This window comes from Singulisphaera chitinilytica, from assembly GCF_049331405.1.
Classification (GTDB): Bacteria; Planctomycetota; Planctomycetia; order Isosphaerales; family Isosphaeraceae; genus PoT.
This window is the reverse complement of the sequence record NZ_CP186274.1, coordinates 8518881-8542150: the sequence shown is the minus strand read 5'-3', so window position 1 is coordinate 8542150 and position 23270 is coordinate 8518881. Positions and strand designations below refer to the sequence as shown.

Below are 23270 nucleotides of genomic sequence, written 5' to 3'. Positions count from 1 at the left end.
GGTGTCGGGGAAGGTACACCGATCGCCGTTGCGAGTCGGAAATAAGAGGCCCGTCGCGTGTTGTATCCCACTGCCTCGACTTGATTTCGAGGGGTAAGTGGTCCAGAATGAGTCGCCCCAAGAATTCGGGCAATCCAGCCCAGACGTGCCTCCAAGATCGCAGGAGTCCGCCGGCGATGGCTTCGTTCGATCCGCAAGACTTCGGCCTCGATGAACCCCCTCCTCGCCCGACGACGCCCCCCGTCCGTAGGGGATTCCTGCTCATCCTTCTTGTCCTCAGCATACTCGCCGCTTTCGTGTACGGGATTCCCTACGTCGCCGACCAGGCCGGCTACGCCTGGGAGGCTGGGCGTTCCCGGGCCGCATCCGAGGCCCTCGGCAAGCTCGATAAGGCCGGCGTCGTCGACCGAGCCTCCGCCCTCTTCAGGATGGCGACGGCAGCCGTCGCCCCGGCCGTCGTCCGCGTCGAGACCCGGCAGCTCCAGAACGCCCCCGGCCGGCCTCGCGCCAACGCCGGCGAAGGGATCGAAGGGCGCAACCTCGGGTCGGGGGTCATCATCGACCGCGACAAGGGCTTCGTCGTGACGAATAACCACGTCATCAAGGATGCCGACGAGATCGAGGTGCGCTTAAGCCAGGGGACCAAGCTCCCCGCCAGGGTCGTCGGGACCGACCCCAAGACCGACCTCGCCGTCCTCCAGATCAACGGCACCGCGCCCGTCGCCGCCAAGTGGGGCGACTCCGACAAGCTCGACATCGGCGACTGGGTCCTGGCGATCGGCAGCCCCTTCGCCCTCGACCACACCGTCACGGCCGGCATCGTCTCGGCGACCCAGCGCAACGACCTCCGCATCAATGAATACGAGTCTTTCATCCAGACCGACGCCGCGATCAACCCCGGCAACTCGGGCGGTCCGCTGATCGACCTCCGCGGCACCGTCATCGGCATCAACACGGCGATCTATAGTTCGAACCAGAACATGGGGAACGAAGGGATCGGCCTGGCCATCCCCTCCTCCATGGCCAAGGCGATCGTCGACGACATCATCAAGAACGGGCGAGTCGTCCGAGGCTATCTCGGCGTCGCGATTGAGCCGGTCTCCGAGGCCGCGGCCAAGAACCTCGGTCTTTCCGACACCAAGGGTGCCCTCGTCCTGGACGTGAAGGGGGGAAGCCCTGCGTCCGAAGCCGGCCTCAAGCCGGGCGACGTCATCGTGAAGATCGCCGACAGTGATGTCGCCGACCCGACCACCCTCCGCAATCGGACCGCCGGACTCGCCGTAGGATCCAGGACCCAGCTCGCCTACCTTCGGGAAGGGAAGCTCAAGACGGTGGATGTGACCATCGCCGAGCTGCCGACCGCCCCGGTGCTCGCCTCCCTCGGGTTCCGGCTCCGCGAACTCGCGAAGGGCGAAGGCCCCGACGGTGCCGGCGGGCTCGAGATCGACCAGGTCGTGGTGGGTAGCCCCGCCTCCAGGGCCGGCCTCAAGCCGGGCATGCGGGTCGCGGCCGTCGGGCGGACCCCCGTTCGGACCAAAGCCCAATACGACGCGGCCGTCTCGGCCCTCGACCCCGGCCAGGGGCTCCCGCTCGTGATCCAGACGCCGGACGGCCAGAGCGGCCCCGTCATCCTCGGGATGCCCCAGCCGGGCAAGCCCTGATCCCCAGCCTTCGACGCTTTCTCAGCGGCGGGCCGTTCCACAAGCTATGATCTCTATAAGGAGGGCCTGCCCGACCGGCAGGCCCTCCTTCGTTAGCGACTGCCCCGCCCCGAATTCTCTCGGATAGCATGCTCTCTGGTTCCGATATACCATCGCACGCCGGGATGAAGGTTTGCGAGCACGCAACCGCCGTCTTCAAAAAACGAAAAATCCTCTTGAAGAGGCTTGACTTGGACACTTGGTATTGGGGACAGGTGAGACACTCTCCCTCGATCGTTTATGAGGGTTTAGGTAAGAAGAACGACCACAAAATGGCAGGAACAAGCGGCCTGGGGTTGTCAAGCATTAATCAATGCGAAGGGTTCTGCAGGGGAGCTCGGGGGGGCATTGGGCCGAGAGTTGCCGTTCTAACTGCTAAAATCATGATGGTTTACAAAAAGTCGAAGGGTGTCGTACAACGGCCCGAAAAACTTGACCGTTTTTCAGATTCGGGTTATAATTCTTCCGAAGCCGACGTGAAAAGGGCACAGGTGGCCGGTTGCTCGGATGCGGACGAGTTGTCCACTTTCCGGTGGCTGTTGTCACCATGGACCTGGGCCTGAGACACCTTTGTTCAGGAGCCCCCGGTGCCCCGACATTCCGAATCGACTCTCGCCGCTATCAAGCAAGCGATCGGCATCGTTGATCTGGTTACTAGTTACAACCTGCCTGTTATTCGTGCCGGTTCCAAGTTCAAGGCGTTGTGCGTGTTTCACGACGACCACAACCCTTCTCTCGAACTCAACCCGGATCGCCAGTCTTATAAGTGCTGGAGTTGCGGCGCCGGGGGCGACATTTTCGACTTCGTAAAGGAATACGAACGGGTGGACTTCCCGGAGGCCCTGCGCATGTTGGCCGATCGGGCGGGAGTGACGCTCGAGGAGTCGGACGGCGGGGCGGGTTCGCGCGGTCCCTCGAAATCGGATCTGGTGGCGGTCAATAGCTGGGCAGAACGGGTCTTCGCCGAGGCCCTGGGGAAGAGCTCCGAGGCCAGGGCTTATGTGGCCGAACGTGGACTTACACAGGAGAGCATAGAACGCTTTCGGTTGGGGTATGCATCAGAATCTCGAGATTGGTTGAGTAGTCGGGCCCGCCGCGAGGGGTTTGGCGCTGAATTGCTGGAGCGGGCCGGCCTGGTCGTCGTCTCCAAAGAGGTGCCGGGCTCGAGCCACGAACGGTTCCGAGGCCGCCTGATCTTCCCGATCCGCGACTCGCGAGGTCGGACGCTCGGGTTCGGCGGCCGGATCCTGCCCTCCACCGAGAAGGCCCTGGCCGCCCAGGGCAAACGGGCGGCCAAGTACCTCAACACCGCCGAGACGGTGCTCTTTCAGAAGCGCAAATTGCTCTTCGCCGCCGACCTCGCCAAGGCCGCGGCCCGCGAGGCGGGCTGGGTCGCGGTGGTCGAAGGCTATACCGACGTCATCGCCGCCCATCAGGTCGGCCTCAAGAACGTGGTCGGGACGCTCGGCACGGCGCTCGGCGACGACCACGTGATGTCGCTCCGGCAGTTGGCCGATCGCGTCGTCCTGGTCTTCGACGGGGACGAGGCGGGGCAGTCGGCCGCGGATCGCTCGCTCGAGTTCTTCCTGGGACATGAAGTGGACGTTCGAGTTCTCACCCTGCCCTCCGGCCTCGACCCCTGCGACTTCCTGCTGAAGGAAGGGGCCGACGCGTTCCGAGGCATGGTCGATCGAGCCGTCGATCCGCTGACTTACGCCATCGAGCGTGCGGCGACCCGATTCGACCTGAACTCTCTCGAGGATTCGAGGCGGGCCTCGGAGTGGGTGCTGACCATCCTGGGGCAGGTGCGGACCGGGAGCCGGATCGGGCTCGACGTCAAGATCGCCAGGGCGCTCGACACGCTCTCGCAACGACTCCGCGTGCCGCTCGACACTCTCCAGAAGCGATACAAGCAACTTCAGCGCCGTCCCGGACTTAAATCGGCCGAACGGATTGCGACGGCCTCGGCCGAGTCGCAGCCGGCCTCGGAGCAGGCCGCAGAGTCTACGCCACCGATACGACTGGCAGATCTTGACGTGTCCGACTGTGAATTGGTCGAGATCGTCTTGAACCAGCCGGCCGCGGTCGTCCGATTGAGTACTCGGGTCCCGGTAGCCGCGATCCGCGACGCGCCGTTGCGTGCGATCCTCCAGGCCTGCTACGACCTGCATGCCGAGGGGCTCCCCCCCACGTTCGAGCACGTGACATCACGACTCGACGACCCCGCATTGCGGGCCCTCGCGGCCGGTCTGCTCTTGCCGATCGAGCCCGCCCCCCTCTCCAAAGGTGCCGGGCCGGCGCCTTGGGAGGCTCGCCTCGCCGGGATCTTGTCCCGGATGGCGGAGCGAGAATGGGAAGGCCGCCTGCGCGACCTGAAGGGAGCATTGGATGAGACAGATGAAGCTATGAATCCGGAAGAATATCGATCCTTGCGATCTGAATATCTACGACTCTTGACTCAGCGGCCGGGCAATAAGACGAAACACGCGTCCTGACCCGTCGTTCCGTCGTTAGGGGAGGTTTTGGATGGAAAAGCTGGACGAGGGCCTCAAGACGCTCCTCGACTTGGGCAAGCGCCGAGGATTTCTGACCTTTGATCAGGTGAACGACTACTTGCCGGACGAGGCCAGTAGCCCTGAAAAGATCAGCGGCCTGCTCGAATCGCTCGACGAGATGGGCATCGAGTTGATTAACGAGGATGAAGCGGAGTCTCGGCTTCTCGCCTCCGGCGACCTCGACGATGAACCCGATGAGATGGCCGATGAGCCCGACGCCGAGGACGATGACGGCGAACTGACGCCCGAAGACCTCGACGAGATCTCCCGACGGATTGACGACCCGGTCCGCATGTACCTGACGCAGATGGGCGAGATCCCGCTGCTGACCCGCGACCAGGAAATCAACCTGGCGAAGAAGATCGAGGTCACCCGCAAGCGGTTCCGCCGCAAGGTCCTCGAGTGCCACTTCGCCCTGGCCCTCGTGGTCGACGTCCTCAAGAAGGTGAACGAAGGCGACCTCCCCTTCGACCGCACCGTCAAGGTCTCGGTCACCGAGAACCTCGAGAAGGACCAGATCCTCGGTCGGATGCCGCACAACCTCGTCACCCTCGCCCACCTCATGGACTGCAACAACCGGGACTTCCGGTCGTATGTCCGCGAGCGTGATAGGCCGATCCGTCGCCGCCTGATGTTCGACCTCAAGAACCGGCGATGCAAGGCGGTCAACCTCGTCGAGGAACTCTCGATCCGGACCCAGAAGGTCCAGCCGCTCATGAAGCGGCTCGAGCAGGTCTCGGCTCGGATGAACGAGCTGATGTCGCAGCTCACCGACCACCGCGAAGGCCGCGGCGGCAAGGAAGACCGCTCGAACCTGCAGAAAGAGCTCAAGGACCTGATGCGGATCACGCTCGAGACTCCGCAGAGTCTCGCCCGCCGCGTCGAGTCGATGAACTCGAGGTTCCGCGAGTACGAGCAGGCCAAACGCGAACTCTCCGGCGGTAATCTCCGACTCGTGGTCTCGATCGCCAAGAAGTACCGCAACCGCGGCCTCTCGTTCCTGGACCTGATCCAGGAGGGGAACACCGGCCTGATGCGGGCGGTCGACAAGTACGAGTATCGTCGCGGCTACAAGTTCAGCACCTATGCCACCTGGTGGATCCGCCAGGCGATCACCCGGGCCATCGCCGACCAGGCCCGCACGATCCGCATCCCGGTGCACATGATCGAGACGATGTCCAAGCTCCGGAACGTCTCGAAGAAACTTCTCCAGGAGAAGGGCCGCGAGCCGACCATCGAGGAGACGGCGAAGGCCGCGAATATCTCCATCGAGGAGACCCGACGCGTGATGAAGATCTCGCGTCACCCGATCTCCCTCGACCGCCCGGTCGGCGAGAGCGAAGACAGCTACTTCGGCGACTTCATCGAGGATGAGGCCGCGGAGAGCCCGATCAACGCCGCCACCCAGGAGATGCTCAAGGAGAAGATCGACCAGGTCCTCAAGACCCTGACGTATCGCGAACGGGAGATCATCAAGCTCCGCTACGGCCTGGGTGATGGCTACACGTATACCCTCGAAGAGGTCGGCCGGATCTTCAAGGTCACCCGCGAACGCGTCCGCCAGATCGAAGCCAAGGCCGTCCGGAAGCTTCAACATCCCGTGCGGAGCCGGCAACTCGAGGGCTTCCTCGAGAGTACCGGTTGATCTCGAACTTCAAACCGTCGGTCGCCTCCTGGCGACCGGCGGTTTTTTTGTTGGTAGGCCGGAATCCCCCCTGCTCCGACGTGCGACTCCTCCAGGACGACGCGTGTTCCAGGCCCGCCGGGCTCGAGGTTAGACACCCGGGCCGAGGAACTGCCGAGGCGACGCAACAGGAGGGGGAGGGATCGCGAAGTGACTGTCCTCCACGCGAAAACTGAACTAGAATGGTCGAGAAGTGAGGTTCCCCTCGTACGCACTCCTCGGAGCCAATCTGGTTACGCCGCGGCCGTCGCGTAAAGCCTCCGTGATGGGGCCGCGAGATTGTCCTGCGGCGGGTTCTCGACGCGGAGTCTGTGTGATTAGGAGCTTGCAGGGCCGCGAGTTCGAACGGGCGAGTGTCGCGGAAGCCCCATCGGCGCCGTAGTCTCCTGCCCATCGGACCGAGCCCGCCGCACCGAGGCGAACTCGGTTGTCACGCGTGCCCCGGGCCTGCAAGACGCCTGTCATCGAAGTTTTCAAAGACGTTGAAGACCGGGAACCCGGACGTTGAGAGCCGGCCGCCCGGACATCGAGGTACTGGACGATCGCCCCATCGCGTCCCACGGGAGAGACATCAACGATGACCGCGACCGCCGAGAATCTCCGAGACCTGCACCAGCTTCACCAGCGTGCGAAAGCCCTGCGTGATCGCCTGACCTCGGCCCCGAAGACGCTGGCCGCACGTCAAGGCGCCCTGGCCAACCGCCAGGCCACGCTCGAGGGTTCGCGCAAGGCCCTGCAGGACTCCAAGGTCCAGCTCAAGAAGCGCGAGCACACGCTCCAGTCGCATCAGGCGAAGATCGATGACCTGCAGGTCAAGCTGAACCAGGTCAAGAAGAACGAGGAATACAAGGCCATCCAGAACCAGATCGCCAACGACAAGAACGCCATCGAGAAGATCGAGGGCGAGATCCTGGGCGACATGATGAAGATCGACGAGCAAGTCGCCGCCCTCGTCGCCGAGGAGGCCGACTTCAAGAAGTTCGCCGAGGAAGTGACCGCCCTCAAGACGCTCATCGACTCTCAGGCCGACTCGCAGAAGGCCCAGCTCGTCGAGATCGAGTCGGCCATCATCGGCGCGGAGTCGATTATCCCCGAGGACGAACGCGAGCGCTATCGCCGGACGGTGAAGCAGCACGGAGCCGACGCGATGGCCTTCCTCGAGAATGGCGCCTGCTCCGGGTGCTTCGTGTCCGTGACGCCGCAGATGATGAACGACCTGATCAACGCCAAGACGCTCAGCTTCTGCAGGACCTGCGGGCGGATCCTCTATCTCGCCGAAGAGGATATGCCGAACACCAAGCGGGTGAAGCGCTGAGCTGGATTGAGTTGAGCCGGATGGGCACGTCGTCAAAGCCGCCTCACCCTTCCCCACCTCTTCAAGCTGCCACGGCGGGAGCCCCTGGGGCGGTTCCGACGTGGTTGACTCGGCGGGAAGCCCATTTATAATGCCAATCGACATGCGCCTGGGCCGTTCGTTGGTCCGTTGACGCTGATCACGATTCTCGCGAATCTCCTCCAGATTCAGATAGATGAGGCATCTGCCATGGCCGGGAGCGTAGTGGAATTCACCGACGCGAATTGGAAGTCGGAAGTCCTGGATTCTTCTGTCCCCGTGTTGGTCGACTTCTGGGCCCCCTGGTGCGGCCCCTGCCGTATGCTCGCTCCCACCATCGAGAAGCTGGCGGGTGAACTCCAGGGCAAGGTGAAGATCGGCAAGCTCAACACCGACGAGAACCAGGAGACCCCCGGTGGTCTGCGGATCTCGGCGATCCCCACCGTCCTGATCTTCCAGGGCGGCAAGGAAGTCGATCGCCTGGTCGGCGTGAATACCGAGTCGAAGTTCAAGGCTTCGCTCGAGAAGCTGGGAGTTTCCTGATCGCGTGTCCGGACGCCCCGTTCGCATCAAGGTCTGCGGCCTGACTCGACCCGAAGATGTCATCGCGTGCGTCGAGTCGGGCGTCGACTGGATCGGCCTCAACTTCCATCCGAAATCGCCGCGGGGAATTAATCGTTCCCTCGCGGCGACTTTGCTTTCGCACGTCCCCAGCACGGTCCAGCCCGTCGGACTCTTCGTCGATCGGACACCGGATGACGTCGCCGAGATGGCGGCCGTCCTGTCCCTCCCGATCGTGCAACTCCACGGCAACGAGCCCCCCGAAGACCTCCTGGCGCTCAAGCACCTCCGGGTCATCAGGGCATTCCGCCTGGGGGATGTCGCCGCGATCGAGGCGATGAAGACGTATCTCGCACGCTGCGAGGAACTTGGGTGCGCCCCCGAGTTCGTCCTGGTGGATGCGCACGTGCAGGACCTCCAGGGGGGGACGGGACATTCGATCCCCGACTACCTCCTCTCGCTCCTTCCTCGCCATACCCACCTGATCCTCGCTGGCGGGCTGAAGCCCGAGAACGTTGCCGAGCGCGTCGGTTTCGTCCGGCCGTGGATGGTCGACGTCGCCAGCGGCGTCGAAAGTTCTCCCGCCATCAAGGATCAGGCCAGGATCCGCGAGTTCGTCGCGGCCGTCAGGTCGGTCGACCCGGCGTGACTTGCCTCTCATCGCCCCGAGCGTTGGGTGGGGCGGGTCCACAACCCAATGGCTGTCAGTTATCTTGGTAGTTCGTCAGACCTCTTCATCCTCTACATTCCGGCGTTTCAGAGTTCCCGACGGGCGCCGGAAGGATCGACACAACAATGCCCGAGATTCGACCGTTCCGAGGCGTCCGGTATGACGTCACCAAAGTCGGCGATTTGTCGGACGTCGTGGCCCCGCCTTACGACGTGATCGACGCGACGCTCCAAGACAAGCTCTATGCCGCCAGCCCCTACAACGTCATCCGGCTGGAATTGAACAAGGAAGAGCCGGCGGATTCTCCCGAGCAGAACCGCTACACCCGCGCCGCCCGCTTCCTGAAGGAGTGGACCCGCGAAGGGACCCTGCGGCCCGATGACCACCCGGCCCTGTACCTCTACCACCAGACGTACGAGGTCGAGGGGCAGGTCCATACCCGCAAGGGGTTCATCGCTCGGGTCCGCCTCGAGTCGTTCGGCCAGGGGAAGATCTACCCGCACGAGCAGACCCTGTCCGGGCCGAAAGCCGACCGCCTCGCCCTCTTCAACGCCACGAAGTACAACCTGAGCCCGATCTTCGGACTTTACCCCGACGCCACGAATGAGGTGCTCAACGCCGTCGAGGCGGGCCTCAAGGATCGGACCCCGCTCGAGGCGACCGACCACCTCGGCGTGACGAATCGCCTCTGGCCGATCCTCGACCAGCAGACGCACACGCTCGTCCAGGGGCTCATGGCCTCGAAGCCGATCTTCATCGCCGACGGCCACCACCGCTACGAGACCGGCGTCAAGTTCCGCGATGACCTCACGGCCTCGGGCGAGATCAATGGCCCCGAAGATCCCGCCAACTTCTGCATGATGATGCTCGTCGGGATGAGCGACCCCGGCCTGCTGATCCTCCCGACCCACCGGCTCGTCTCCGGCCTCCCCGGCCTGACCTCCGAGACCCTGATCGAGCGGCTCGCCCCCGAGTTCGAGGTCAAGGTGGTCGGCGAAGGCGACGCGGGTTGCCGTGCCGCCTGGGAAGAGATCGCGACCGGCGGCGCCCAGGACGTCCTCGGCTTCGGCACCGTCGCCGACAACACCTGGATCATCGCCCGACTCCGCTCCGACGCCACGATGGACAAGCTGACGCCCGACCATAGCCCCGACTGGCGGTCGCTCGGCGTGAGCATCCTCCACGAGCTGACCCTCAAGCACCTGCTCGGCTCGGTCGGCCAGGCCTCGTGCCGTTACGTCCACCTGATCGACGAGGTCCTCACCGACGTCGCCGCCAAGGGCTGCGACCTCGCCTGCCTCGTGCCCCCCGCCGGCATGGAGCATGTCGAGGACATCGCCTCGAACCTCGAGAAGATGCCCCCCAAGAGCACCTACTTCTATCCCAAGCTCCTGAGCGGCCTCGTGCTCAACCCGCTCCGATAACGCGATCGGATTCGCTGGAAACGAGAAGCCCCGCCGTCGCGAATGAGTGACGGCGGGGCTTCTTCTGTGTCTGCTTCATCGATGGGATCGAATGTCCGAGCGGCGAGTTTCAGACCGCAGCGTGAGAATAGACCTCGAGTTCCTCGGGGGCACCGGTCCCGAGGATGGCCTTGGCCTTCTCGATATGCTGGCTGTCTCCTCGCGCCAGCACGAGGAATTTGCCGGCCTTCACCTGGGTCTCGAACTTGAGGGCCTGATCCTTCGGGACACCCCAGCCGACCAGGGCCCCGCCGAGGGCGCCGAGGGCAGCGCCGGCGATCGCCCCTTCCACGCCACCGAGCAAGGCCGCCGAGAGCGGCCCTGCGACGATGACAGGCCCGAGGCCGGGAAGGATCAGGAAGGCGGCACCGACGAGCAGGCCGAAGAGGCCGCCCACCCACGCCCCGGTGCCCGCGCCCGCCGAGGCGAAGTCGCCGGTCGTGACGAAGCCGACCGGCTCCTCGCTCACCTGGAAGTCGCGCCCGACGATCGAGAGGTCGCTCATGGCGAAGCCCCCCTCGTGCAGTTGCCGCACGGCCCGCTCGGCCGAGGCGTGATCGGGATAGACCGCAACAACGCTCGAACCAACAGACGTTCCGCCGTCGCTCATCGTCGTCTCCTGCAAGGGGCGAGTCGAATCAGTCTTCAACGATGAGTCTAGCAGGAGCGATTCCGCCGAACTACAACCAAATCGTTAACGGGCTCATTCTACAAGCAAGCGGTGATGTGAGTCTTAGCCTCGTTTCGATTCCGTTTGAATTCCGACCGCGACGGCCCATAATTTCGGGACCGAGTCCGATCGCCACGCTTCCGTCACAGGCTTGAAGGTTCCATCGCCCATGGCCGATTCGCCGAGAGTCCCGCCGATCAACGACCCGCCCATCCGCCTGGCGGTCTGCGTCTCGGGTGGAGGGACGACGCTCCAGAACCTCATCGACCTGATCAAGGCCGGGAAGCTCCACGCCTCGATCGTCCAGGTCGTGGCGAGCCGGCCGAAGATCGGTGCGATCCCGAAGGCGGAGGCGGCGAGGATCCCGCTCGCGCTAGCATCCCGGAGCACATCGAAGACGCCGGAGGCGTTCAGCAACTCCGTCTTCAACCCGATCCGACAGAACAAGGCCGACTTAGTGATCCTCGGGGGCTTCCTATCCCTGCTCCAGATCCCCCCCGACTATCAAGGCAAGGTCATCAACGTCCATCCGTCCTTGATCCCGGCCTTCTGCGGCAGAGGATTCCACGGCGAGGCTGTGCATCAAGCCGTGGTCGACACCGGAGTCAAGGTAACGGGCTGCACGGTCCACTTCGCGGATGACACCTACGACACCGGGCCGATCATCCTGCAGAAGACGGTCCCCGTGCTCGACGACGACACTGCGGATTCGGTCGCGACGAGGGTCTTCCAGGCCGAGTGCCAGGCGGTGCCCGAGGCCATCAGGCTCTACGCGGAGGGCCGCCTGAGGGTCGACGGACGCCGTGTCCGCGTGCTCGGCTCCTGAGCTATCGAGGTCGCGTCAGAGCAGGACGTGATCGAGGCTCGAGAGGCCCATCGGCTCCCGGCTGGCGAAGGGCTCGGCATGTCGGACGCCGACGGTGTGCCCCCAGAAGCGGGTGCGGTCGCAGACGGAGTCGATGACCCCCGGCCCTCCCGCCGGCTGGTTGTCGACGAGCTGTGACCGATAGGCTCGCATCGCCGCAATCTTGGCCTCGAGCTGGTCGGAGATATCCATCAGGAAGCTAGGGCGCTCGACGATCCGCAAGTGGACGCTGAAGTAATAGAAGATCCGGGACGGGTGGAACGGCGTACCGGGGATGTCGGATTTCGAGAGCTTGCTCCAGAATCTCGCGTTCTCGACGAGTTGGGTCGCCGCCAGGTGGTCGGGGTGAGCGTCTTCCCAGTAGGGGGCGAAGAGGATTCGAGGACGCATCTCGCGGAAGACGGCGGCCAGCGCCCGGCGATGTTCCAGGGTTGGCTCCAGGCTCCGATTCGGGAGCCCGAGGTTCCGCCGCCAGGGGTTTCCGAGCGCGGCGTTGGCCGCGGCGGTCTCCCTCGCCCGAGTTTCGAGCGAGCCGAGGGGGGTGGGCTCGCCGCTCGTGAGGTCGAGGATCCCGACTTTCCATCCCTGGGCCTGGAGTCGGACGATCGTCCCTCCGACTCCGAGTTCGGCATCGTCGGGATGGGGGGAGATCACCAGGGCGTCGAGCATCTTCGAAGGTCCTGTCAGGGAGCTGATGGGAACCGCCAGTGTCATTCCGAGACGGCTCGCCTCGTCCGCCGGGGACCGAGCCCGGCCTTCGCTATTGTAACCGGCGAGGGAAAGTTCCGGGCCGCTCGGGCCAGTTCGGTTGCGACGACACGGGCTCGCCGGTCCTGCTTTTCCAGGCCGGTGTACTGTGTTAAGATCGATCATGTGAAGTGTAGTGCCGACGAAGGCGCAGCGACGGACGCGATGAACGCGTTCTGCACTCAACTCGGCAGCCAGGAGTCGGTCGAATGCCCGAATTCGTCAAGGTGGCGACATTGAGCCAACTCCCCCCCGGGTCTTCGCTGGAGGTCGAGCACGACGGACGGATCTACGCCCTCTTCAACGTCGATGGCAAGATCTCTGCGATCGACGGACTCTGTCCTCATCAGGGGGGACCGCTTGCGGACGGGCCATTGCATGGTACCCTCGTCACCTGTCCCTGGCACGGTTGGCAGTTCGACGTCTGCACCGGCAGGTCGCCCCTCGGTGCCAAGTTGAAACAACCGGTCTTCGAGGTGAAAGTCGAAGGCGAAGACGTGCTCGTGTCGGTCGGCTGAGCGGCGAAATCCCCCGTTACTGGAGTGGGCGTATCGGCCTCGCGTGAACCGAGGTCGACGGCCCTTCCTCTTCTCCGCAATCGCGACGATCCATCCGTGACGCATTTTCGCGCGTATCGAAATCCTGATTCGCCCGCGCTGGCCGACCTCTGGAATCGAGGCCTCCCCGATTCTGCGCTCGCTCGTCCGATCAACGGACACGAATTCGATGCCCAGGTCGTCTCCAAGCCGACCTTCGAGTCCGAGGGCCTCATCGTCGCCGAGCGAGAAGGCAAGGTCGTCGGGTTCGCCCACGCGGGGTTCGGCCCCGACGACCCGGTCGGTGCCGTCTATCAGCTCAACTACGACCTCGGGACGATCGGGATGCTCGTGGTCGAGCCGGGAAATGACGACCCCGAGGTCGCCGATGGATTGATGGTCGCCGCCGAGACATACCTGCGCGAGCGCGGGGCCAAGGTCCTCTACGCGGGCGGCCAGTATCCCTTGAACCCATTCTACTGGGGCCTCTACGGAGGCAGCGAATGGGCGGGGATCCTCTCGAGCCACCTCGGTTTCCTGAAGGCCGTCCAGCGTGCTGGATATGAGCCGGTCAGCTCGACGGTCCTGCTCGAGGCCGACCTGTCGAGTCCCGAGGTCCGCGACCCCCGGTCGCCACTTATCAAGCGTCAGGCGCGGGTCGACATCGTCGAGGACATCCTCCCCGAGAACTGGTGGCAGTCGCTCTGGATCGGTGACTTCCGGCCGACCCAGTATCGGCTCGTCGCCAAGGCGGACGAGCGCGAGCTGGCAAGAGCCACGACCTGGGATATGAGCTGGTTCGGCCGTCGCGATGGCCGGGCCGGGATCGGCCTGGTCGCGATGGAAGTCGGCACGTCGGTGCGACGCAAGGGATATGGACGGCACCTCATGGTCGAGATCCTTCGCCACGCCCGCTCCGAGATGCTCTCCGTCGTCTCACTGCAGACCAACTCGACGAATGCCCCGGCTCTGGCGCTTTATCAATCCGTCGGATTCCAGCCGGTCGAGACGGCCACGCTCTTCCGGCGTCCGGGGGCGGTAGACAGCCCCCTACTCTGTTGACCGACCGCAACGATCCGCGGGCCGAAATCCTCAGAACTTTCGGTCGGGCGCGATCTCAGGTCGATCCTTTGCGTATCATTGTCCAGGAGAAGGGAGAGTCGCGACGAGTGGAGCTCGTCGCGGGATCATCTCGCCTCCCTTCGATCCAACTCGATCCGGGTCAGAACCAATCATGGCACGACGAACCCTGAATCGCCGCGACCTGCGCGCGGAGGCCGAAGCGGTCGAGGCCCTCGGCATCAACACGCCCTCGGAGCGGAAGCCGAGGTCGGAACCGTCGGAACGTCGCCCGAAGCCGGAGGTCAACGCCCGCATGCGGGTCGTCTGGGCCGTCTGCGACATCGGCGGCCGCACTGTTGCCACCTTCGGGTATGCCAACAAGGCCGATGCCGAGGCCCATGCCCTCGATCTCAAGGCCAGGGGCAAGGGGAATCACTTCGTCCGCTCGCTCAAGGAACCGATGGGTTGACGCCGAGCCGTCGAGACGTCAACCGCCGAAGCGGGCGCGATCGATCTCAGCCCGGAAGTGCTTCGGTGCCCAGCGGGTCATGATGAGGTCGAACGGCCCGGGCAGGATCTTCGCGAACGCCACGGGAGCCCAGGCGAGAAAGTTCGTCAGCAGGAATGTCTTGCGGCCGTCGATCCCGCGGACGATGGCGCGGGCGACCCTGTCTGTCCGAGCGCCGGAGGGGAGCGGACCCTTCACTCCCCCGTCGCCCATCGCGACGCGGGAGAATTCGCTCACCGTCCTGCCGGGACAGGCGGCCCAGATGCGAACTCCCGTGCCTTGAAGCTCGTATCGGAGGCTCTTCACGAGGCCGTTCACGGCGTGCTTGGTCGCGACGTAGGCCGATGAGTAGGGCAGGCCGACGAATCCGAGGTTCGAGGAGATCTGGAGGATCTGGCCCGATCCCCTCGGCCGCATGTGACGGATGGCCCGTTGCGTCAGGTCCATCAGGGCCATGACGTTAATCTCGAAGATGTCGCGGATCGTCTCGATGTCCTGCTCGGCGAAGTCGTGGTACTCGCCGAAGCCGGCGTTGTTCACGAGCAGGTCGAGGCCCCCTTCGAGGCCCTCGGCCCGGCTCCAGAGTTGCTCGCGAAACCCAGGGTCGGCGAGATCCCCGGCGCAAGGGATGACCTTCCCGGGCGGCAAATCGGCCGCCAGGTCCTCGAGCCGGTCGAGGCGCCTCGCCGTGGCGAGGACCGTCATCCCGCGATCCTGGACGAGTTGGCGGACGATTTCGCGGCCGATGCCGGCGGATGCGCCGGTGACCAGGGCTGTCCTGAGAGTCGCCAAGAGCGAACTCCTACGAGGTGGGGCGTGTCTCAGGGCCATACCGCCGCGAGGTGCGGCGGTATGGCTTGGGCTGGGTTGTTTTCGGGGCGGTCGATGTTTTAGAATTCAGTCTACATTGACTCCCCGTGGAATTGCAGGACCGAAGGGTTCGGAAAGAGGCTTGACGTGGCCACCATCGACGACCGCCAGACTGAGACTTACCGCAAACCGTTGACCGGAGCCGACATTCTGGTCGAATCCCTGGTCCGGCACGGGGTCGAAGTCATCTTCGCCTACCCGGGCGGGGCGAGCATGCCGATGCACCAGGCGCTGACCCACCAACGCGACCGGATCCGGACGATCCTCCCCCGCCACGAGCAAGGGGGTGTGTTCGCCGCCGAAGGGTACGCTCGCGTGACGGGCAAGCCCGGCGTCGTCATGGCCACCTCCGGCCCTGGTGCCTTGAACCTCGTGACCGGCCTGGCCGACGCCAAGCTCGACTCGCTGCCGCTGGTCGCGATCACGGGCCAGGTCCCCACCCACGTCATCGGCACCGACGCGTTCCAGGAAACGCCGATGGTCGAGGTCTGCCGGGCGATCACCAAGCACCACTACCTCGTCCAGAACGCCAAGGACATCGCCCGGATCGTCAAGGAAGCCTTCCACATCGCGTCGACCGGCCGCCCCGGCCCGGTCCTGATCGACGTGCCCAAGGATATCCAGAACACGATCGTCCAGAACCCCGACTACGACGTCGCGATGGACCTGCCCGGCTACCACCTGCCCGCGGCCCCCTCGGCCGAGAAGATCCAGGCGGTGCTGGCGGCCATCAAGTCCAGCCGCAAGCCGATCATTTACTGCGGTGGCGGCGTGATCGCGTCGAATGCCGCCGAGGAGCTCCGCGAGTTCGCGACGAAGGCCGGCATCCCCGTCGCCATGACCCTTCAGGGGCTCGGCTCGATCCCCAGCGAGCATTACCTCTCGCTGGACATGCTCGGCATGCACGGGACCGTGTATGCGAACGAGGCCATCAATGACGCCGACCTGCTGCTCGCCCTGGGTGTCCGCTTCGACGACCGCGTGACGGGCAAGCTCAGCGAGTTTGCCAAGCACGGCAAGATCGTCCACGTCGACATCGACGCCTCGGAGATCAACAAGAACAAGAAGGCCTTCATCCCGGTCAACTCGGACGTGAAGAGCTTCCTGCAGGCGATCAACCCGCAGATGCAGAAGGGCGAGTGGCGCGAGTGGCATCAGCAACTCGATGCCTGGCGCGCCGCCGACCCCATGACATACGACCAGCGTGACGACGCGATCATGCCGCAGTACGTCATCGACCAGCTCTCGAACATCGCCAAGGGCGAGTTCATCATGTCGACGGGGGTGGGTCAGCATCAGATGTGGGCCGCCCAGTGGACGAAGTTCGTCCATCCGAGGACCTGGATCACCTCGGGCGGGCTCGGCTCGATGGGCTTCGGCCTCCCGGCCGCGATGGGTGCCCAGGCCGCCAGGCCCGACGCCCTGGTCGTCGACATCGACGGCGACGGCTCCTTCGTGATGAATATCCAGGAGCTGGCGACGCTCCATTGCGAGAATCTGCCGGTCAAGATGATCGTGCTGAACAACCAGCACCTCGGCATGGTCGTCCAGTGGGAAGACCGCTTCCACGCCGGCAACCGGGCCCACACGTACCTCGGCCCGATTGACCACCCCGAGGCCGTCGGCCAGGGCGAAGGGGATCTTCCCGAGGTCACCTACCCCGACTTCGTGACTGTCGCCAAGGGCTTCGGGATTGCCGCCAGGCAGGTCCGCAAGAAGTCTGAGGTGATCGACGCCCTCAAAGAAATGATCGCCTACCCCGGCCCTTACGTGCTCGACATCCTGGTCCCCTACCAGGAGCACGTCTTGCCGATGATCCCGGCCGGTGGCACCGTCCGGGACATCATCAAGAGCTGAGCATTCGCGGGAATGGATGAATCAAAAGAACGGCCGGCTGTCGCGTTGTGCGACAGCCGGCCGTTTTGCTTTGATCGGGACGACTTCACCTTTGAACCGCGGCGAGGACGTCATCGACGCCCCCGCCCGATCGTTCCAACATCAGTCGACGAACATGAATTCGTTCGTCAGCAGCAGGACCTGGACGTACTCATCCCAGGGGGAGAGTGCCTGAGGCGGCGGTCCCTGGAATCCTGAGGTCGCGGTCCATTCGGCCCGGGTCGGCTGGATCTCGCGGATCACGGGGGACCAGACGAAAGAGTCGAAGGCGTCGGTGGCCCGGCAGTCGACCACGAAGTCGATGGTCTCGCCCTTCTTCACGTCGTAGGCGTCGATGCGCGTGTTGACCTTGGCGTTGTGGGCGACCCAGCTCCCGAGCTCGCCCGCACGCGAGGCGACCACGCGGCCTCGAACACCGTCGCCGTTGGGGCTGTCGTGCTGGAGGGTGGCGTCGACCTGGATCTGAGCGTCGCGAGGCGCGACCCAGCGGCGGATCGCCGCGTGGTTGCCGTCGGAGCCGACGTGACCGCCGCCGGCGTTCAGGTTGAGGAAATTCCGGGTCGGGTCGGGCAGCACCGGCCCGGCCTGCCAGGCGGTCCCGGTCCAGTGGGCGAAGTGCTCGAACTTCGCGACCTGCCTCGTCGACTCGTCGAAGCTGCCGAAGCCGAACTGCCAGGTCGCCACGGGCGTCGAATGCTTCTGGCTCTGGTAGTTGAGGAACTGGATGCCCACCTTGATCTCCGAGGCTTCGGCCTCGCGACCGAAGATGCGGCGATAGAGGGCCTTGATCCGCTTCTCATCCCCCGTGGTCGAGGCGACGCTCGCCGTCAGGGCTCTCGCCTGCTCCACGACGAACGGGCTGTTCATCAGGAAGAGGGCCTGCTGGGGCACGGTCGTCACGAACCGGCGGGCGCTCGTGGCGTCGGGGCTGGCGAAGTCGAACGTGCGGTAGACGCCGTCCAGGTTCTGGCGGTCGATGAAGCCGTAGATGGTCCGTCGGGGCGGATAAGGCGCCTCGCCGATCATGACGGAGCGGCCCCCGATCGTCGGGTCGAGCTGACCGGAGACGGCGAGGAAGGCGTCGCGCATCGACTCGAAGTCGAGCCGCCGCTTCGGGAACTTCCAGAGCAGCCGGTCCTCGGGGTCGCGTTCGAGGTACGCGAGGTTGTTGTCGCTCCCTTGCTGATACGTGCTCGAGAGCATGATCGCGCGGTGGACCGACTTGATCGACCAGTTTTCTTTGAGGAACCCCTGGCTCAGGTAGTCGAGCAGTTCCGGATGCGAAGGCGGGTCGCTGCGGACGCCGAAGTCGCTGGGTGTCGAGACGAGGCCGACGCCGAAGTGCTGCAGCCAGATCCGGTTCACGATCACGCGGACGGTGAGCGGATTCTTGGGGTCGGCGATCGACTTTGCCAGGTCGAGCCTGCCGCTGCCGTTCTGGAATGGCTTGCGATCCGGGGGGGAGAGCACCTTGAGGAACTGACGAGGCACTTCCTTGCCGGGGCGACCGGGGTTGCCTCGGACGAAGACGTGCGGATTCACGGGCTGGGGCGCGTCATTCATCACCATCGCCCGCGCGGGTGCCCCGGGATTCGTCGCCTGGAGTTGGGAATCTCGATTCTTCAGGGCCGCGAACTTGGCCCGGTCTTCGGGGGTGAGGAAGCGGATCTTGTTCTCGGCGAACTCGCCCAGCGTGGGAGGGAAAATCCCGTCCTTGAGCTTGAGGGGCCCGGTCGGGGCGTAGAGGGCAAGCCGGATGCCTTCCCACTCGGGCTCGGCCAGCGATTGGGCGTTCCCCGCCTTGATCCGCTCGCTCCAGCGCTGCTCGGTCTGGGCCAGCAGGTCCGCATAGCGAGCGACCAGATCTCCGCGATTGGCGAGCTTCGGCTCGGTGACGAGCTTCGCGACCAGCGGGTTGACGGCAACCTTCGAGGCGGCGAGCCCACTGAGGATCTCGGGGCCCTTGGCGGCGAGTTCCGCGTCTGGGATCGCGAGCAGTGCGACGAGCGGGGCGAAGACCGGATCATTCTTCGACTCGGGCTTGGCGAGGAAGTTCTTCCAGGCTTCGAGCTGGAGCCGCAATCGGCCTCGGGGGAGCCCGCCCGTCGGCAGGTTCCGATCGCGGAGCTTGGGGTTGTCGGCCTTGAACTCCATCTCGTTCGCGAACTTCAGGTAGGCCCCGACGCGAGCGTGGAGGTCGGCCTGGATCGCGCCGAGCTGGCCGGCGACGAGGGCCTGGTATTCACCGTTCAACGTGGCCGACTTCTTCTCGTAGTCGAGCTGGGCGTCTTCGTTCGTGCCCCCCTTGAGGACGGGGAGCTCGCCGGGCTCGAACGACGAGGCGAAGATCCCGTGGAGCGAGTAGTAATCGTCCGTGGGGATCGGGTCATACTTGTGGTCGTGGCACCGGGCGCAGGCGACCGTCAGACCGAGCAGGCCGCGGGTCACGACGTCGATCCGGTCGTCGATGATGTCGTTCTGATCGTTGAGGAAGCGCCTGCCGACGGTCAGGAACCCGAGGGCCGCCTGGGCCCGATTGTCCTCGCTAGGAGGCAGCCGATCGGCGGCGATCTGCTCGACGATGAACTGGTTATAGGGAAGGTCGTTGTTGAACGCCCGGACGACGTAGTCGCGATAGGTATAGGCGAATGGGTAGCGGCGATCCTCGGTGAAGACGTAGCCCTTCGTGTCGGCATAGCGGGCGACGTCCAGCCAGTGCCGTCCCCAGCGCTCGCCGTATCGAGGGGAGGCCAGGAGCCGGTCCACGACCCTCGAGAAGGCGTCGGGGGAGTGGTCGGCCTCGAACGCGGCGATTTCCGCGGCGGTCGGCGGCAAGCCCGTGAGGTCGAACGTCGCGCGCCGGATCAGGGTCCGCTTGTCGGCGGGTGCCGAGGGGCTCATCCCTTTCTCGTTCAGCTTGGCGAGGACGAAGGCGTCGACGGGGGTCTTGCCCCAGCCGGCGGGATCGGCGACCTTCGGCGGCGTCACCTCGGCGAGCGGGCGGAAGGCCCAGTGGGTCTCGGCGACTCGATCGCGAGCGGCAGGGGCGAGGACCTTCCCCTGCGGCCAGGGGGCTCCTTGACGGACCCATTCGGCCACTCCGTCGACGACGGGGTCGGGGAGCTTCGCCTTGGGGGGCATGCGGAAGTCTTCGTGCGTGAACCGCATGGCCTGGATGAGCAGGCTCTTGTCCGGATCGCCCGGGACGATGGAGGGGCCGTTTTCTCCCCCTTCCAGCAGGGCTTCGCGCGAATCGACCCGCAGCCCCGAGGACTGCTTGTCGGGACCGTGGCACTTGATGCACGAGTCGACCAGGACCGGGCGGACCTTGCCCTCGAAGAATTCGATCGCGGCCGCCGGGATCGGAGCCTGTTCCGCTGCGTTCGCCGTCGAAGCGAGCGAGGCCAGGCCCATTCCGATTCCGAGCAGTCCGAGTCTTCTTATCTTGAGACCGGGGCGGGATAAATGCATGGGGATTCTCCGTCGAGGAGATCGGGGCACGCCATCCTGTGCGATAGGGAACCGGCGGCTCTCGCGAGCCCGGCGCGGTCCCTGGCGGGTTCCAACTGTTAAATATTACGCTCTCTTCCGCTTTCGTGCCATGGGAAGCGTCGGCTTCCATCCATGCGTTCAAAATTCGCACACAAAGCACGTCCCGACGAACTCGAACCTTTGAACGAAAATTGGGCTGCGACCATGCCTTCCGATCATCCCGTCGAAGACCTCGACCGCTTCAAGCTCCACGTCGTCCTGGCCCAGCCCGAGATCGCCGCCAACGTGGGCAACATCGGCCGGACCTGCGTCGCGGTTGGAGCCATGCTTTGGCTCGTCCGCCCGCTCGGCTTCCACCTTGACGACCGCCACCGCAAACGCGCGGGGCTCGACTACTGGGAGCACCTCAGCCTCCGGATCGTCGACGACCTCGACGAGGTCGTCGCGGCCCTGGGACGAGACAGGCTCTGGTCTTTCAGCACCAAGGCGACGCAATCTTATACGAAGGTCGAGTACCGACAGGGCGAGGCCCTCGTCTTCGGCGCCGAGAGTCGGGGATTGCCCTCGAGCTGGCGAGATGCCCGGCCCGACCGGCTCGTGCGGATCCCGATCGGGGCTGAGGCCCGGAGCCTGAACCTCTCGAATGCCGTGGCGATCGGGGTCTTCGAGGCCCTCCGACAGATTGATCCCGACGCCATTTGACCCACCATTCGAAATGCGAGACGGCCCCGTGCTAACGCGTCGCACGGGGCCGTCTCGGTGGTTGTCGTCAGCTTATCGACTCAGCGAATTTCAAAGGCCGCTGAGGTCGGCGGCGATCACGCGGACACCCTTCTTCAGGCCGAGCTCCTCGACCATCTGCGAGGTGGCCGGGACGACCATGCTCTTGCCGGGCGAGACGCTGATGCCGGAGAGGACCTTGGGGACTTCGCCGCTCTTGGAGCCGCTGCCGAGGACGGCGACGCCATTGAGGATGAGCGGGGAGGAGTTCTCGATCTTCACCTTGTACGTGTCCTTGCCCTTGACCTTCGGGCCCTTGCCGACCTGGGCGCGGACCAGGCGGCCGAGGATCCCCTCGGCGAGGGCGTCTGTGAATTCGCCCTGCTTGACGTCACCCTTCTCGAGGGCCACCGGCAGGGTGAACTTCCCGGCAGGCATCCACGACGTGACCGCGGCGTTCGTGGTCGCGACCTGGACGAGGGCCTCGGGCTTCTCGACGGTGCCCGAGAAGGTCACGCGGCATGCGACCGCCGGGGCTTCGGGGGCGTCGGGAACTTCGGACTTCAGCGGCAGGCCGAGGACGACCTGGCCGGAGAGGGATTCCTTCAGCCTGGCGACCAGCGGCTCGAGGGCCGAGTCGGAGGTGCGGATGTCGTAGAGCAACGAGGCGGACTCACCCTTGGGGAGGTTGTCCAACTGGTCCACGAAGTTGCGGGCCAGGGCCAGTTCCTGGGCGTTCGCAAAATTCTTGGACAACTCTTCGATGGCGGCCCAGTCGAGACCGGAGCCGACCCGCCACATGACGAGCTGAGCGATGGTGCCCGGGGCCTTGTCCTCGGCCAGACGCTTGAGCGCGGCCTGGGTCTTGGCATCATTGGTGAGCTGGCCGATGTCGCCCAGGGTCAGCTTCTCGCCCTTCTCAGGCATGGCGACCGGGGACTCGGGATTGGGGTTCGAGAGGCTCACGAGGGGGGTCGGGAGGCTCCGGGTCTGGTTCGGCTTGAGCGAGGCGTAGAGCGAGCCGGTGGTGGGCACCGAGCGGAAACCACCGCCCATGCCGCCACCACCCATGCCGCCGCCCATGCCGCCCATGCCACCACCCATGCCGCCGCCCATGCCGCCCATGCCGCCGCCCATACCGCCCATACTGGACATGAGCGAGGCCTGATCCCAGCTATCGCGGTCGCCGACGAGGTTCATGATGAGGCGGCCGAGCATCATCATGCCCATCTGGGCCGGCATGGTGCCACCACCGCCGCCACCGCCGCCGCCACCCATGCCGCCGCCCATGCCGCCCATGCCGCCGCCGCCCATACCACCGCCCATGCCGCCCATGCCGCCGCCGCCCATACCACCGCCCATGCCGCCCATGCCGCCGCCCATGCCACCACCCATGCCGCCCATGCCGCCGCCGCCGAACTGGCCGGTGGCACCGCTGGCGATGAGGCCCGGGGGCAGGACGACGCGGAGCTGACGCTTGGTCTTGTTGGTGACGGAGACGGTCATGCGGCCGTCGCCACTACCTTCGGCATCGACCGACACGAGGCCCTGGTTGACGGCGTCGAGCAAGTTGACGGCGGTCCCTTCCTCCTTCGAGACACTGGTGGCCTTAGACGCCGACTTGGCCGGTTTCTTGGAGGCCGGATCCGCGGCCGAGGAGGTGCTCGAGATGGCGAGAACGCCGCCAGCCACGGTAGCAGAGATGCTCAGGAATCGAAGAACCGATCGCATTCGAAGCCTCATCCTCTTCAGAGGGTGACGTCCAAGCCAGTCGCCGGGGGGGAACACGCGATCCCGTAGGGCCTCGACCGACCGAACCGAAAACGAGTTGTAGGGCAATAACTTCCGAGAAGGGAAGGGAGCGAACTATCTGCTTGAGCGAAGACTTCTACGCAGAGGTTATGACTTCGAGACGTCGGCCATCCAGATTTTATTCGA

At 65.0% G+C, this 23270-nt stretch carries 18 protein-coding genes; 13 read left to right on the top strand and 5 right to left on the bottom strand.

Features of this window, described 5'->3' with window-relative positions:
• The first annotated feature begins 176 nt into the window (after positions 1 to 176).
• From ACOYYX_RS33365 to ACOYYX_RS33335, 7 genes are all read left to right on the top strand, one after another.
• Complete coding sequence (locus tag ACOYYX_RS33365; RefSeq protein WP_422926979.1) at positions 177 to 1661, top strand: trypsin-like peptidase domain-containing protein; 1485 nt, start codon at positions 177 to 179, stop codon at positions 1659 to 1661.
• Between the two features lie 626 nt (positions 1662 to 2287).
• The gene (gene dnaG / locus ACOYYX_RS33360; protein WP_422926978.1) at positions 2288 to 4195 is read left to right on the top strand and encodes a DNA primase; all 1908 of its coding nucleotides are present in this window, start codon (positions 2288 to 2290) and stop codon (positions 4193 to 4195) included.
• A 31-nt stretch (positions 4196 to 4226) separates the two neighbouring features.
• Complete coding sequence (gene rpoD / locus ACOYYX_RS33355; protein WP_422926977.1) at positions 4227 to 5900, top strand: RNA polymerase sigma factor RpoD; 1674 nt, start codon at positions 4227 to 4229, stop codon at positions 5898 to 5900.
• A gap of 616 nt (positions 5901 to 6516) precedes the next feature.
• Positions 6517 to 7254: a zinc ribbon domain-containing protein gene (locus ACOYYX_RS33350; RefSeq protein WP_422926976.1), complete on the top strand. Its 738-nt coding sequence runs from the start codon at positions 6517 to 6519 to the stop codon at positions 7252 to 7254.
• Between the two features lie 228 nt (positions 7255 to 7482).
• Entirely contained in the window at positions 7483 to 7815 is a 333-nt protein-coding gene (trxA, locus tag ACOYYX_RS33345) for a thioredoxin (protein WP_422926975.1), read from the top strand.
• Positions 7816 to 7819: 4 nt separating this feature from the next.
• Positions 7820 to 8482 (top strand): phosphoribosylanthranilate isomerase, encoded by a 663-nt coding sequence (locus tag ACOYYX_RS33340; protein ID WP_422926974.1) that lies wholly within the window; start codon positions 7820 to 7822, stop codon positions 8480 to 8482.
• A gap of 146 nt (positions 8483 to 8628) precedes the next feature.
• A complete protein-coding gene (locus ACOYYX_RS33335) occupies positions 8629 to 9927 on the top strand; it encodes a DUF1015 domain-containing protein (protein WP_422926973.1) in 1299 nt (432 codons plus the stop codon).
• Positions 9928 to 10036: 109 nt separating this feature from the next.
• Here ACOYYX_RS33335 and ACOYYX_RS33330 read toward each other — a convergent pair whose 3' ends face one another.
• On the bottom strand, positions 10037 to 10576 hold the full coding sequence (locus tag ACOYYX_RS33330; protein WP_422926972.1) for a general stress protein: 540 nt from the start codon (positions 10574 to 10576) through the stop codon (positions 10037 to 10039).
• Positions 10577 to 10805: 229 nt separating this feature from the next.
• Between ACOYYX_RS33330 and purN the strand changes: the two genes are divergently transcribed.
• A complete protein-coding gene (purN, locus tag ACOYYX_RS33325; protein WP_422926971.1) occupies positions 10806 to 11462 on the top strand; it encodes a phosphoribosylglycinamide formyltransferase in 657 nt (218 codons plus the stop codon).
• Positions 11463 to 11477: 15 nt separating this feature from the next.
• Here purN and bshB1 read toward each other — a convergent pair whose 3' ends face one another.
• Positions 11478 to 12170, bottom strand: coding sequence for a bacillithiol biosynthesis deacetylase BshB1 (bshB1, locus tag ACOYYX_RS33320; RefSeq protein ID WP_422931700.1), 693 nt, complete (start codon positions 12168 to 12170; stop codon positions 11478 to 11480).
• A gap of 287 nt (positions 12171 to 12457) precedes the next feature.
• On the opposite strand from bshB1, the gene ACOYYX_RS33315 reads away from it, so the two are divergent.
• The 3 genes from ACOYYX_RS33315 to ACOYYX_RS33305 all read left to right on the top strand — a co-directional run bounded on the left by ACOYYX_RS33315 (position 12458) and on the right by ACOYYX_RS33305 (position 14315).
• A complete protein-coding gene (locus tag ACOYYX_RS33315) occupies positions 12458 to 12766 on the top strand; it encodes a Rieske (2Fe-2S) protein (RefSeq protein ID WP_422926970.1) in 309 nt (102 codons plus the stop codon).
• A gap of 96 nt (positions 12767 to 12862) precedes the next feature.
• The gene (locus ACOYYX_RS33310; RefSeq protein ID WP_422926969.1) at positions 12863 to 13846 is read left to right on the top strand and encodes a GNAT family N-acetyltransferase; all 984 of its coding nucleotides are present in this window, start codon (positions 12863 to 12865) and stop codon (positions 13844 to 13846) included.
• Positions 13847 to 14018: 172 nt separating this feature from the next.
• Positions 14019 to 14315 carry a hypothetical protein gene (locus ACOYYX_RS33305; protein WP_422926968.1) on the top strand — a complete coding sequence of 99 codons (297 nt, stop codon included), beginning with the start codon at positions 14019 to 14021 and terminating at the stop codon, positions 14313 to 14315.
• Between the two features lie 18 nt (positions 14316 to 14333).
• Here the strand turns inward: ACOYYX_RS33305 and ACOYYX_RS33300 are convergent, their stop codons facing one another.
• A complete protein-coding gene (locus tag ACOYYX_RS33300) occupies positions 14334 to 15146 on the bottom strand; it encodes an SDR family NAD(P)-dependent oxidoreductase (RefSeq protein WP_422926967.1) in 813 nt (270 codons plus the stop codon).
• A gap of 165 nt (positions 15147 to 15311) precedes the next feature.
• Here ACOYYX_RS33300 and ilvB point away from each other — a divergent pair, with 165 nt between their 5' ends.
• On the top strand, positions 15312 to 17081 hold the full coding sequence (gene ilvB / locus ACOYYX_RS33295) for a biosynthetic-type acetolactate synthase large subunit (RefSeq protein WP_422926966.1): 1770 nt from the start codon (positions 15312 to 15314) through the stop codon (positions 17079 to 17081).
• A 141-nt stretch (positions 17082 to 17222) separates the two neighbouring features.
• Here ilvB and ACOYYX_RS33290 read toward each other — a convergent pair whose 3' ends face one another.
• Positions 17223 to 20534, bottom strand: a complete 3312-nt coding sequence (locus tag ACOYYX_RS33290; protein ID WP_422926965.1) for a PSD1 and planctomycete cytochrome C domain-containing protein — start codon at positions 20532 to 20534, stop codon at positions 17223 to 17225.
• Between the two features lie 282 nt (positions 20535 to 20816).
• Between ACOYYX_RS33290 and ACOYYX_RS33285 the strand changes: the two genes are divergently transcribed.
• Positions 20817 to 21314 (top strand): tRNA (cytidine(34)-2'-O)-methyltransferase, encoded by a 498-nt coding sequence (locus ACOYYX_RS33285; protein ID WP_422926964.1) that lies wholly within the window; start codon positions 20817 to 20819, stop codon positions 21312 to 21314.
• A gap of 90 nt (positions 21315 to 21404) precedes the next feature.
• Here ACOYYX_RS33285 and ACOYYX_RS33280 read toward each other — a convergent pair whose 3' ends face one another.
• The gene (locus ACOYYX_RS33280; RefSeq protein ID WP_422926963.1) at positions 21405 to 23063 is read right to left on the bottom strand and encodes a hypothetical protein; all 1659 of its coding nucleotides are present in this window, start codon (positions 23061 to 23063) and stop codon (positions 21405 to 21407) included.
• Positions 23064 to 23270 lie beyond the last annotated feature (207 nt).